This is a genomic window from Noviherbaspirillum sp. (assembly GCF_036563305.1).
GTDB lineage: Bacteria > Pseudomonadota > Gammaproteobacteria > Burkholderiales > Burkholderiaceae_D > Noviherbaspirillum.
Window position 1 is genome coordinate 299,295 of the sequence record NZ_DATCMQ010000013.1, and the last position, 12,012, is coordinate 311,306.

Here is a 12,012-nt window from a genome sequence, read left to right on the forward strand (position 1 = left end):
AGAGACAACATGAAACCCAAGGTCGTCGTTACCCACCGGGTGCACCCGGAAATCATCGCGCTGCTGGAGACCGTCGCCGACGTGGTGCCCAACCAGACCCAGTACACGCTGCCCCGCGCAGAGCTGCTTGCACGCGCCAGGGATGCCGATGCGCTGATGGCCTTCATGCCCGACAGCATCGACGATGCCTTCCTGGCCGCATGTCCGCGGCTGCGCATCGTCGGCGCCGCCCTCAAGGGCTATGACAATTTCGATGTCGCCGCCTGTACCCGGCGCGGCGTCTGGTTCAGCATCGTGCCCGACCTGCTCACCGTACCGACTGCCGAACTGACCATCGGCCTGCTGATTGCGCTGACGCGGCACATGCTGGAAGGCGACCGCCGCATCCGCAGCGGCGGCTTCCAGGGCTGGCGGCCGGTGCTGTACGGCGACGGCCTTGCCGGGCGCACGCTCGGCCTGATCGGCATGGGCGCCGTCGGCCGGGCGATTGCACGCCGGCTGTCCGGATTCGACTTGCGCCTGCTCTACTGCGATCCGGCGCCGCTCGACCCGCATCACGAGCAGGCATGGGGGCTGGAGCGCGTGTCGCTGGACATGCTGCTCAAGTCCAGCGACTTCGTGGTGCCGATGCTGCCGATGACCCCGGACACCTTCCACCTGCTGGACGCCCGGGCGCTGGCCGCGATGAAGCCCGGTGCCTGGCTGGTCAATGCCTGCCGCGGCTCGGTGGTCGACGAGAACGCGGTGGTCGACGCGCTGCGCGACGGCCGCCTCGCCGGCTACGCCGCCGACGTCTTCGAGATGGAGGAGTGGACGCGGCACGACAGGCCGGCATCGATCCCGCGCGCGCTCCTCGACAACGCCGCGCAGACCTTCTTCACGCCGCACCTCGGCTCGGCAGTGCGGGAAGTCCGGCTGGAGATCGAGCGGCAGGCGGCGCAGAACATCGTCCAGGCCCTGCTTGGCCAGCGACCCGCCGGCGCGATCAACACACCGATGGCAACGGATGCCGCCGCTGCCGCATGCTAGACCTGGATTGCGTCGCCACCTTTCTTGCCGTTGCCGCATGCAAGGGCTTCCGCGAGGCGGGCAGGCAAGTCGGGCTGTCGCAGCCGGCGGTCACGCAGCACATCCGGCGCCTGGAGATTGCGCTGGATGCCTGCCTGATCGAGCGCAGGAACGACGGTTGCACCCTGACGCCGCAGGGCAGCGCCTTTCTGCCGCACGCCGAGCGGCTGGTGCGGCTGAGCCGCAGCGCGCAGTCCCTGTTCCGCAGGACGTGCGTCGTGGTGGGCGCCAGTTCCAACGTCGGGACCTACCTGCTGCAGCCCTACCTGAAGGCCTTCCAGGCCGGCGCCGGGCGCGAGCTGCAGGTGGTGATCGGGACCAATCCGCAGGTGGCGGCCAGGCTGGAGCACGACGAGATCGATGTCGGCGTGATGGAATGGTGGGACGGGCGGCCCGGCTATGTCGCCCATGCATGGCGGCGCGAGGAGCTGGTGCTGATCGTGCCGAACGGGCATCGCTGGGCCGGGCTGGCCCGCATCTCGCCGGACCGGCTGCCCGGCCAGCCCATGCTCGGCGGCGAGCCGGGCAGCGGCACCGGGCGCCTGCTGCAGCAGTATCTCGGCGGTGACGCGGCGCGCATGGGAATTGCCATGCAGCTCGGCAGCACGGAAGCGGTGAAGCGCGCGGTGCGGGCCGGTCTCGGCATCTCGCTGGTGATGGCGTCGGCGGTCGAGGAAGAAGCACGCAACGGATGGTTTCACATCGTGCGGCTGGAACGGGATCCGCCCGGGAAGGACATCTTCGTGATCCACCGACGCGGCGCGGCGCACCTTCCGGCACCCGGGGAGGAATTCGCCCGCTTCCTGCTCGACGGCGGCGGGCCGGAAACGGCGCCGGCATGCGCCGGCGCGCCGCTCAAATGACCTTGTACTGCATCAGGCGCTGCACCAGCGCCCGGTTGGCCCGGTCGATCTCGGCCGCGCTGTTCAGGCTTTCCGCCTTGTAGCGCACGGAAGCGGCGATGTCGCCGGTGCGGACATCCTTCATCACCGCGACCATCTCGCAGCCGTCGCCGTCGATCGCGATCAGCTCGACCTCGAAAACAAAACGCGCGTCACGGCTGATGGAGTCGTACTCGATGTCGGTGGTCTGCTTCGGCTTGTTCGCCGCCATCTTGCGATGCAGGTAGGCGCCGTCCAGGACACGCACGTTCTGGCGCTTCAGCTCCAGGCTCAGCGACTGTTCGAACAGTCTCGCGAACTCGCTCTTTGCGGCCGCCTGGCGCTGGGTGTTGCGCTGCATGCCGATCGACACGCTGTGGGTCTCTTCCTTGTTGCCGCTGCGCGAGACGCTGTCGATCTGCAGCCGCGTGGCGCCGTACCAGCCCGGCGGCATCTGCTCCAGCTGACGGTCGAAGAAGAGGACCACCGCCGGCTTGCCCTGCTTCGCATACCACTGGCGGAAATTGCCGTCGACTTCCTGCACCGCCATCATCGGCGCTTCCTGTGCGTCCATCGCCTGCGCCGGCGCGGACGCGCCGCGTCCCAGCGGCTCCGGTGCGGCCAGCATCTGGGCATGCGCCGTTCCCGCCAGCGCGAGCAGCGCGGCGCACGCCAAGCGCGGATACATCCTGGTCAGCGGTTTCATCAGCGCGCCTCCCTGATCTCGACATAGTAGTGGGCCACCGACTGCGTCCCCAGCGACATTTCCTCGTAGGTGGCGATGCTGTTCGGCGCCAGGTGGACGCGTTTCCACGCGGCCGGCTTCTCCGCCGGGGCGAAACCGCTGTCGAAGAAGTTGGTGCGCGCTTCCAGCACCTGCGGGAAGTCGGTACGGTTGCGCAGCACCGCGATCACCTTCAGCGTGCCGGTCTCGGTGCGGCGCGCGCCCTGCTGCTCGACCGCGATCTTGCCGGCCTCCGCGCTCTGCAACCGCTTGTCCAGAATCACGACCTGGTCGTACTGGATGCGCGCATTGGGCGCCGTCGGGTCGTTCACCCGCACGCCCATCTGCGCGCCTTCCTGGTAGGTCTGGCAGCCGGCCAGCAGCGCGATCGTCAACACACCTGCAAAGTATTTCATGATGTCCTTTCTCAGTTCCGGGTCTTGATCCAGACAAGAAGCTTGCCGTTCCTGTCGATCCACTTGTTCACTGCCAGCCGGTCCAGCGGCACCGGGTTGCCCGCCGCGTCGGCAGCCTGCACCGCGATCTCGGACGGCAAGCCGCGGTGGGTGAACGCGGAGGCATGCACCCTCTCCGGCAAATTGGCCCAGTAACGCACGTCGGCGCGCGGGCGCACGTTGGCGGAGATGATCGATGCGATCGCGCCGATCGCCGCTACCGCGCCCAGCGCCTGTCCGCCGCCGCCGGTGGCCGACGCGATCACGCTGCCATCGGACGCCACCCTGCCGAGCGCCAGCCCGATGTCGCCGGTGGCTTCCTTGAAGCTGACCTTGCCGGCGATGATCCGGTCCACCGGCCGGCCGCCGCGCGTGGACGCCTGGAACAGCAGGTCTTCCATCAGCGGCGGCTCGATCCTCGCGCCGTCGATGTCGATCGCCACCTTGCGCTCCGGCGTGCGGCGCGGAGGACGGTACACGATCTCATGGTTGCCGACGCCATCGCCGAGCTTGCGCGGGCTGCCGCCGAGTTCGGCAACCAGGAGTCCGTTGGCGCCGGGCTTCGGCGGCTCCCAGTCGGGCAGCAGGCGTTTCACCTCCGCGTAAGCCTCATTGGCCTGCGCCATGTCGCCGGCAAGCTGGTTGGACCAGCCTTCCAGCATCATGAGCAGCGCAAAGTCGGAACGAAACTGCTCCTCCTCGGCGAAGGCGTCCTGCAGCAGGGCCGACCGGAAGGACGCGCGCGCATTCTCGTAGTCGGCATCGACCAGGTAGGCCAGGCCGCGATAGTAGTACGCCATCGCGCGTTCGTAGGGCTCGCCCTTGAAATCCTTGGCGCCCTCCTCGTACCAGAGCGACCGCGCCTTGGCCGCCGCCTCGGTGTTGGCGAACATGCCCTCGATGGCCGCCAGCGCCGCGTCCAGGTGCCCGGCGGCCTCCTGCATGCGCTTCTCGGAAAAGGCGGCCAGCCCCGCCTGCATCGATACCAGGGTCACGTCGTTGGCCGGGGCCGACTTCAGCCGCGCGACTTCCGCCGCATAGTCCGCGTGCGCGGCCAGCGGCAGCGCCAGCACGCCGCACAGGGCGGCGCGCAGCGTCCTACCGATACAGGATGTCATCCCTGGCTTCTTTTTTGAACTCGTGCAGTCCGCTCCACACGATGGTGCCGTACTCCAGGTCGATCAGCTCGAAAGTGATCTGGTGGTAGCGCGACACGTCGCCGGTGGTTTTCGACGCCGCATCCAGCGAGGTGATGCGGCCGCCGAGACGGAAGTCGCCGCCGGCCTGCGCCTTGGTCGCACGGATCGTGCCGGCATCCGCCTGTCCGCTGCGCTTGGCTTCGCGTTCGTTCTCGACCATGTTGCCGTAGTGGCGGGCGACGAAGATCAGCCGGCCCTGCGAGGCGCGGTTGAGTTCGACGCGCAGGCGGTCGGTGATCGAATTCTTGTTGATACGCGAGGAGCTGTCGTTGGTGAAGTAGGCGGAGTCGATGATGATGCGCGGCGGCGTTGCCCGTCGCGCGATCTGCGGCGTCGACAGGATGTCGCGGATCATGGTGTCGGTCATCGAGACGACATCCTGCGATTCGATGCCGACGCCGGCCACCTTGTCGGAGCGGGTGGCGACGTCCTGGTACACCGTCTTGCGGCCGGCGGAATTGTCGAGGTTGGTCGTGGCGCAGCCGGTGAGTAGCGCGCTTCCGCACAGCGCGGCGGCGAGCAGTCGTGACGTGTTCATGCGGCTTCCTTATTTCGCGGTCTTCGACGCGTTCAGCAGCGCCGGATAGTAGGCGGTCTTCAGCTCGGGGTAGATCTCCTGGGTGAGCTGCAGCACTTCCGCGAAATCCTTGTGCGAGGAATTCTTCGCATACATGTAGACCGCGAGATCCTGCACCGTGTTGAACGACAGGTCGGAGTTGGCGCGGATGAACTCTTCGCCGCCGACCATCTGCAGCGCCACCGCGCGGCCTGCCGATTCGCCGACCTTCTGGCCGATGATGCCGCCGATGAACGGGATCTGACCGGCGATCTTCGCGCCGGCCTGGGCGCCCACGAAACCGCCGACCGCGCTGCCAGCGCTGGCGCCCTTGCCCTTCTCGACCCAGGCGGTCACGGTGCCGTCCTCGGTATAGGGCGACATGTACTTGCCGGCGTTGCCGATGATCGGCTGCGGCGCGACGATGGCCGCGGGCGCGGCGAGCTGCGGCTGGTGCATGGTGGCGCAACCGGTGAGGGCGAGGGCGAGGACTGCGGCGACGGCGAGTTTCATGGGTTTCTCCTGGTAACAATTTGTTACGGCAAGAGTAGTTTCCAGAAGGAATTCCAACAATCACTCGCACGGCTAAGCCGTTGGCTTAGCCGGATGGCCTATTGCCGAGCGACGAGCCCGGTCATTGCGCCGCTCAACCCAGCGGCAGCCTCGAGGTCGCCTTGACCTCGCGCATCGACAGGCTGGAGCGGATCGCGGTGACGCCCGGCAGCTTGCGCAGCACCCGCGTCACGAAGTCGCCGTAGTCTTCCAGGTCGCGCGCGACCACCTGCAGCAGGTAGTCCGCCTCGCCGGTGATGTTGTGGCAGCTGAGGATTTCCGGAATGGCCTGGATCGCTTCCTCGAACTTGTACGGCTGCTGCCCGGTATGGATCGCGAAGGTGATCAGCACGAAGGCGGTGACGCCAAAGCCGAGCTTGCGCTGGTCAAGGACCGCCTGGTAGCCGCGCACATAGCCGTCTTCCTCCAGCCGGCGCAGCCGCCGCCACACCGGGGTTTCGCTCAGGCTCAGGCGCTCGGCCAGGCGGGCGTTGGAGATGCGGCCCTCCTCCTGCAACAGGCGCAGCAGGCGCAGGTCGGTATCGTCGAGCCGGTCGGAGGAAGAATCCATCTTGAATTACCTCATCTTTAGGGGAATCTTCTCCAAAATTATCACCAGCCGAAGTGCATAGCAAGAATCCTCCGCGAGCACGGGAAGATAATTCCCCGTCCCAGACAAAAAAGGAGAATTGCCGTGGACCCGACCGTTTTGCTGATGTACCTGGCCGCCCTCGCCGGCGTCTACCTGCTGCCAGGGCCGGACATGGCACTCGTCGTCGCCACCGCGGGTGCCCGCGGCGCGCGCACCGCGTTGGTCACCGCTGCCGGGATCGCGCTGTCGCGCGCGGTACATGTCCTGCTGTCCGGAGTGGGGCTGGCGGCATTGCTGGCGGCGCGGCCCGGCATGCTGGAGGCAGTGAAGATCGTCGGCGCAGCCTACCTGCTGTACATCGCCTTCCAGCTGTTGCGGGCCGACGCCCGGCAGGGAGCCGGCCATGCCGCGCCGGCGCCGGCGCCGGCGCGGGCGTACCTGCTGCGCGGCTTCCTGACCAACCTGCTCAATCCCAAGGCGCTGCTGTTCTGCAGCCTGTTCCTGCCGCAGTTCGTGCACCCGGACGCCGGCCCCCTGCCATTGCAGTACCTGGTGCTGGGCCTGGTGCTGGTGATGACCGGACTCGCATTCGACGCCGCGTATGCATTGTCGGCGTCGCGCATCGGCAGGCGCGTGCGCCTGCCCTCCCGGCTCGGCCGCTTCGTGCTGCCGGCGGTATTCGTCGCACTCGCGGGGCGGCTGGTGGCGGGGTGACATCGGGCGCCGCGGCGGGGGCCAACCGGCCTTTGCCCGCGGACGCCTTGCCGCCCTACTCCAGCGGTACCGCCTCCCACGCGTTGACTTCTTCCCGCTTGCGCGCGTTGTGATAGGAACGCCCGCCCATCCACAGGGCCAGCGCGATGGCGGCCGCGGCAAGCTGGCCGATCGCCAGGGTCAGCACCGAGCCCGACAGCGCCGGGGCGATGATGCCGGAAACGACGGCGGCCAGCATGGTCTGGGTGAACGACTGGCAGGAGGCGGCGATGCCGCGGATCTCGGGGAACAGGTCGAGCACCAGCAGCGTGACGCCGGGCGCGACGATCGACATGCCGAAGGTATAGAAGAACAAGGGCATCACCGACCACGGCAGCGCGGGCGGGAAGAAGGCATGGTAGAGCACGTTGGCCGCGCCGGCGCCGAGCAGGAAGCAGAAGCCGATCGCCACCTGCCGACCCACGGGCAGGACCCCGGCCAGCCGGTTGACGGTGAAGGCGCCGAAGAAGATGCCGCCGACCGTCGGCACGAACTGCCATCCGAAATCATCGGCGCCGAGGCCGAGATGCTGGGTGATGAAGACCGGCGCCGCCGACACGTACAGGAAAAGCCCCGCGAAGTTGAAGGCCACGGTGCCCGCCTTGAGGTGGAACAGCGGCGACCTGAAGATGCGCTTGTAGTTGAACGCCAGCGCACGGGCGTTGAACGGCTGGCGCTGCTCGGGCGGCAGGCTTTCCGGCAGGCGGCGCCAGCACCATGCGAGCAGCAGCGCGGTGTAGACGAACAGGAAGAGGAAGATCGCCCGCCAGTTGAGCAGCGTGACGATCCAGCCGCCGAGGATGGGCGCGATCGCGGGCGCGACCGAGAAGATCATCGTCACCAGCGACAGCAGCCGGGCCGCCGGCGCACCGGCGTAGAGATCGCGGATGATGGCCCGTCCGATGACGACGCCGGCGCCCGCCGACACGCCCTGCAGGATCCGAAACGCCCACAGGTATTCGATGCTGTGCACGGCCGCGCAGCCGAGCGAGGCGACCGCGAACACGGCGAGCGCGCCGATGATGACATTGCGGCGGCCGAAGGCGTCGGACAGCGCGCCGTGCCAGAGGATCATCAGCGCGAACGACAGCATGTAGGCGGTCAGCGTCTGCTGCACCTCGAGCGCCGTCGTATGCAGCGTCGCCTCGATCGCGGGAAAGGCGGGCAGGTAGGTGTCGACCGAGAACGGGCCGAGCATCGCCAGCGCAGCCAGCAGCAGCGCGAGACCCTTGGGCGGTCGCGCGGCGGCGCGGACCACGAGGTCGGGTTCAGGCATTTTCTTGTTGTTCATTGCGGGAAGCTGCGGGGCAGCGATATCGGGGCCTGCATTATCCGACTTTCTGCCGCTGCATTGGTTCTTGCCCTGCCGCCGACCGCCCTGCCGCTGCTGCCGCGTCGGCGGCGAACCAATCGCCGCCGATGGCATCGATAGTATTGCCTGCCGACAGAGCGGCGGGCCGACGACTGGATGAACGAGGAGAAGATGCGAGCCGACAGCGCCCTGTCCCATCTGTACGAGGATGAGGAATGCGTAGTGACCCTGATGGACGGCAGCCAGCGCACCGCGCGCTGGAACCGTCGCGACTGGTGTTTCCTGCATGCGGGTCCGGACGGCCTGGTGGCGCTCGACTTCGACGAGATCAAGGAGTGGCGGCCGGCGTCGATCCGCTTCTGACGGCCGTTCCGGCTGTCCGCATGCCTCGGCTGCGCGCCTCCAATCCCGAGCAACGCTAGGCCCATCCAGCCGCGGCGATGCCCGCGACTACGGCCCGCCGTCATCCTTGAACCGGATCCGCCGGCGCGCGTAATGCAGGCCGACCGCCGCCGCCGACAGGCCGGCCGCCGCCCCGACGCCGAGCGCCCAGCGCGGGCCGAATGTGTCCGCGACCCACCCGACCAGCGGCGCGCCGAGCGGCGTGGCGCCCATCAGGATGCCGAGGTGAATCGCCATGACGCGTCCGCGCATGCCCGGCTCGGTAGAAAGCTGTACTGCACTGTTGGTCGAGGTGGTGAAGGTCTGGGCCGAGACGCCGATGATCACCAGCACCGCGCCGAACAGCGCATAGCTCGGCATCAGGGCAGCCACCCCGCAGCCCGCGCCGAATACCGCCGCTGCCGTGCCGATGCGCCCGATGGTCGGCGTCCCGGGCTTTGCGGCCAGCAGCGCGCCGGTCACCGAACCGATCGCCATCGCCGAGGCCAGCACGCCGTATTCGCGCGCGCCGGCGGCAAACACCGTCACGGACATCGTCGAGATGAAGATCGGAAAATTCAGTCCGAAAGTGCCGAGCAGGAACAGCATGAGCAACAGTACCTTCAGGTCCGGCCGGCCGCGGACGTAGCGGAAACCGCCCAGCAGGCCGCCCTGCGCGCGCTGCAGCCGGTCCTTGCGGTTCAGCTCGTCCTGGCGGAGCAGGCCGAGCGAGGCCAGCACCGCGATGTAGGACACCGCATTGATGATGAACACCCAGCCGGTGCCCGCCGACGCGATCAGCACCCCCGCCACCGCCGGGCCCACCATGCGGGCGGCGTTGAACGAGGTGGAGTTGAGGGCGACGGCATTGGACAGGTCTTTCTCGCCCACCAGCTCGGAGACGAAGGTCTGGCGCGCGGTCGCATCAAAGGCGCTGACGCAGCCGAGGCCGAGCGCGAACAGGTAGACATGCCAGAGCGCGACGTGGCCGAGCAGCGTGAGCAGTCCCAGGCCGAGCGCCAGCAGGGCCATCGCCGCCTGCGTCGCAAGCAGGACCCGGCGCCGGTCGAAGTTGTCGGCGACGTAGCCGGTCAGAGGCAGCAGCGCCAGCGCCGGTCCGAACTGCAGGGACATCACGATGCCGACGGCGGTGGCGTTCTCCCTGGTCAGCTCGGCCAGCACCAGCCAGTCCTGCGCCGTGCGCTGCATCCAGGTGCCGATATTGGAGATCAGGGCGCCCGCCGCCCAGAGCCGGTAGTTGTAGTAGCGGAGTGAACGGAACCTGCCGTTCATGGATCGATAGGCAATGAAGCATTGCAGAGTACGGGGATGGCCGGCAACGGCGATGGTGGCGGGCGGCAAGTCCGTGCGCATACTTGCGGCGCGACGGTCGACGACGGGAGAACGGAAATCGTTGGCATCAGGGAATGTCAGGTACGGGAACACGCACGGCGGCGGCAGTGCGGCCGCGCAGCGAGGCGCAGGTCAGGGTTCGGCGACGCCGCGGGAATGCCGCCACGCACTGCGGCCTCCACTGAAAGATTCTGTCTTCCGGGCTTGGTTCCTGTCCGCCGCCGGTTTCCGCATCAACTGAACCACCGATGGAAATTCAATTCCTCGGCACATCCTCCGGCACACCGACCAAGTCCCGGAACATGTCCGCGCTGGCGATCCGCATGCACGGCGCCCGGTCGTGGTGCCTGGTCGATTGTGGCGAAGCGACGCAGCACCGCCTGCTGCATACCCGCCTGTCCCTCGCACAGCTGGCGGCGATCTTCATCACCCACATGCACGGCGATCACTGCTACGGATTGCCGGGTCTGCTGGCAAGCGCGGGCATGCTCAACCGCACGGAGGGCCTGCTCCTCATGGGGCCGCCGGCGGTGCGCGACTTCGTCCAGTGCGCGCTCGACGCCAGCCAGCTCCGGCTGCCGTATCCGCTGGAATTCATCGACGTGACGCAGGCGCCCGCACTGGACCTGCTGCCGGACTTCTCGGTCCGGGCCACGCCGCTGTCGCATCGGCTGCCTTCATTCGCCTACAGCTTTGTGGAGAAAGCGATCGAACGCAGGCTGGACGTGGCGCGGCTGATGGCGGACGGCATTGCGCGCGGACCTGCCTGGGGCAGCCTGCAGCGGGGCTGCGACATCAGGATGCCGGACGGGCGCGTGGTCCGCGCCGGCGACTATCTCCTGGCCGGGCGCAGGCCGCGCAAGATCATCATCGGCGGCGACAACGACACGCCGGCCCTGCTCGCGGCTGAAGCGGCGACGACGGACGTGCTGGTCCACGAAGCGACCTACACCGAGGACATTCTGCAGAAGGTGGGGCCGGGACCGCAGCACAGTTCCGCGCACAGGGTGGCCCGGTTCGCGCAGGACGCGGGCATCGCCAATCTCGTGCTGACGCACTTCAGCCCGCGCTACCAGGCGCAGGAGGGCGGCACGTCGCTCTCCCAACTGGAAGCGGAAGCGCGGGCGGCATACGAGGGCAGGCTGTTCCTGGCGAACGACCTGGAGCGCTATGTCCTCGACCGCGAGGGCATGCTGGCGCGTGCGCCGCAATAGAACACCGGTTACGCCTCGCCCTGACCTCAGCCCAATAAGGCCCGCACCCGGTCCGCATGCGGGATCGGCGCCACCGCGCCATAGCCGGTCGTCGTCAGCGCTGCCGCGGCATTGGCATAGCGGGCCGCCGAAGGCAGGTCGTCGCCCGCCGCCAGACGGGCAACCAGCGCGCCGGCAAAGCAGTCGCCGGCCCCGGTCGCATCCACCGCATCGACCGCAAATCCCGGAATGTGCCGCCGCTCCTGCGCGGTGGCCGCAATGACCCCGTCCTTCCCCAGCTTCAACAGCACGTTGGCGGCGCCGGCGGCGAAGCACCAGTCGAGAATGGCGTCGGCGTCATCAAGCCCGGTGAACTGCTGCGCATCCTCGATGCTCGGCAGGAAATAGTCGGACAGGCCGATGGTGGCGCGGATGATCGCCCGGGCCCGTGCAAGCGGCCACAGCTTGAGACGCAGGTTGGCGTCGTAGCAGACGGCGACGCCGGCGGCGCGGGCAATCTCGATGGCGGCGAAGACGGCGTCGCAGGCCCCCGGGCTGATCGCCTGGCTGATGCCGGAGACATGCAGGAATCCGGCGCCGCGGATCAGCTCGGGGTCGAGGTCGGCCGGTGTCATCCGGCTCGCCGCGCTGCCTGCGCGCAGGTAGCTGAAGCTGTGCCCCTGCGCGTCATGGCTGACGAAATAGACGGCGGTATGCGCGGCGCGGTCCAGCTGCACGCCGCGCGTATCCACGCCCTCGTCCCGCCACAGGCGGAGAAACATCTGCCCGAATGCGTCGTCGCCCAGCCTTGTGAGGTAGGCGCAGTCCCCGCCCTGCCGCGCCGCCGCCACGATGAAGTTCGATGTATCGCCGCCAAACCCCTGCTGGTAGGAAGTCTCCCCCGCACGGGTCTGGTTGAATTCGATCATCGGCTCGCCGAGGGCGACGATACGTGCGCGTGGCGCACTTGCAGCAAGTGGGGCATGTGCCATG

General features: G+C 68.1%; 14 protein-coding genes. 5 read left to right on the forward strand and 9 right to left on the reverse strand.

Features of this window, described 5'->3' with window-relative positions; all coding sequences use genetic code 11:
• Positions 1-9: 9 nt before the first annotated feature.
• On the forward strand, positions 10-1,029 hold the full coding sequence (locus VIM12_RS11815; protein ID WP_331941832.1) for a phosphonate dehydrogenase: 1,020 nt from the start codon (positions 10-12) through the stop codon (positions 1,027-1,029).
• Positions 1,023-1,931, forward strand: coding sequence for a LysR family transcriptional regulator (locus tag VIM12_RS11820; RefSeq protein WP_331941833.1), 909 nt, complete (start codon positions 1,023-1,025; stop codon positions 1,929-1,931). The genes VIM12_RS11815 and VIM12_RS11820 overlap by 7 nt, the downstream gene beginning before the upstream one ends.
• On the opposite strand, the gene VIM12_RS11825 is transcribed toward VIM12_RS11820, so the two are convergent.
• From VIM12_RS11825 to VIM12_RS11850, 6 genes are all read right to left on the reverse strand, one after another.
• The gene (locus VIM12_RS11825; RefSeq protein WP_331941834.1) at positions 1,924-2,655 is read right to left on the reverse strand and encodes a hypothetical protein; all 732 of its coding nucleotides are present in this window, start codon (positions 2,653-2,655) and stop codon (positions 1,924-1,926) included. The genes VIM12_RS11820 and VIM12_RS11825 overlap by 8 nt on opposite strands.
• Positions 2,655-3,089, reverse strand: coding sequence for a hypothetical protein (locus tag VIM12_RS11830; protein ID WP_331941835.1), 435 nt, complete (start codon positions 3,087-3,089; stop codon positions 2,655-2,657). The genes VIM12_RS11825 and VIM12_RS11830 overlap by 1 nt, the downstream gene beginning before the upstream one ends.
• Before the next feature lie 11 nt (positions 3,090-3,100).
• Complete coding sequence (locus VIM12_RS11835) at positions 3,101-4,246, reverse strand: hypothetical protein (protein WP_331941836.1); 1,146 nt, start codon at positions 4,244-4,246, stop codon at positions 3,101-3,103.
• Positions 4,227-4,865, reverse strand: coding sequence for a penicillin-binding protein activator LpoB (locus VIM12_RS11840; RefSeq protein ID WP_331941837.1), 639 nt, complete (start codon positions 4,863-4,865; stop codon positions 4,227-4,229). Before VIM12_RS11840 ends, VIM12_RS11835 begins: the two co-directional genes overlap by 20 nt.
• A 9-nt stretch (positions 4,866-4,874) precedes the next feature.
• Positions 4,875-5,396: a hypothetical protein gene (locus VIM12_RS11845; RefSeq protein ID WP_331941838.1), complete on the reverse strand. Its 522-nt coding sequence runs from the start codon at positions 5,394-5,396 to the stop codon at positions 4,875-4,877.
• Positions 5,397-5,529: 133 nt separating this feature from the next.
• Positions 5,530-6,006 carry an Lrp/AsnC family transcriptional regulator gene (locus VIM12_RS11850; RefSeq protein WP_331941839.1) on the reverse strand — a complete coding sequence of 159 codons (477 nt, stop codon included), beginning with the start codon at positions 6,004-6,006 and terminating at the stop codon, positions 5,530-5,532.
• Between the two features lie 123 nt (positions 6,007-6,129).
• Between VIM12_RS11850 and VIM12_RS11855 the strand changes: the two genes are divergently transcribed.
• The gene (locus VIM12_RS11855; RefSeq protein ID WP_331941840.1) at positions 6,130-6,741 is read left to right on the forward strand and encodes a LysE family translocator; all 612 of its coding nucleotides are present in this window, start codon (positions 6,130-6,132) and stop codon (positions 6,739-6,741) included.
• Positions 6,742-6,796: 55 nt separating this feature from the next.
• Here VIM12_RS11855 and VIM12_RS11860 read toward each other — a convergent pair whose 3' ends face one another.
• Positions 6,797-8,056, reverse strand: a complete 1,260-nt coding sequence (locus VIM12_RS11860; protein WP_331942039.1) for a multidrug effflux MFS transporter — start codon at positions 8,054-8,056, stop codon at positions 6,797-6,799.
• A gap of 207 nt (positions 8,057-8,263) precedes the next feature.
• Between VIM12_RS11860 and VIM12_RS11865 the strand changes: the two genes are divergently transcribed.
• Positions 8,264-8,455: a hypothetical protein gene (locus tag VIM12_RS11865; protein WP_331941841.1), complete on the forward strand. Its 192-nt coding sequence runs from the start codon at positions 8,264-8,266 to the stop codon at positions 8,453-8,455.
• Positions 8,456-8,542: 87 nt separating this feature from the next.
• On the opposite strand, the gene VIM12_RS11870 is transcribed toward VIM12_RS11865, so the two are convergent.
• A complete protein-coding gene (locus VIM12_RS11870) occupies positions 8,543-9,766 on the reverse strand; it encodes an MFS transporter (protein ID WP_331942040.1) in 1,224 nt (407 codons plus the stop codon).
• A gap of 308 nt (positions 9,767-10,074) precedes the next feature.
• On the opposite strand from VIM12_RS11870, the gene VIM12_RS11875 reads away from it, so the two are divergent.
• Positions 10,075-11,040, forward strand: coding sequence for an MBL fold metallo-hydrolase (locus VIM12_RS11875; RefSeq protein ID WP_331941842.1), 966 nt, complete (start codon positions 10,075-10,077; stop codon positions 11,038-11,040).
• 26 nt (positions 11,041-11,066) lie between these two features.
• Here the strand turns inward: VIM12_RS11875 and VIM12_RS11880 are convergent, their stop codons facing one another.
• Complete coding sequence (locus tag VIM12_RS11880; RefSeq protein WP_331941843.1) at positions 11,067-12,011, reverse strand: sugar kinase; 945 nt, start codon at positions 12,009-12,011, stop codon at positions 11,067-11,069.
• Position 12,012 lies beyond the last annotated feature (1 nt).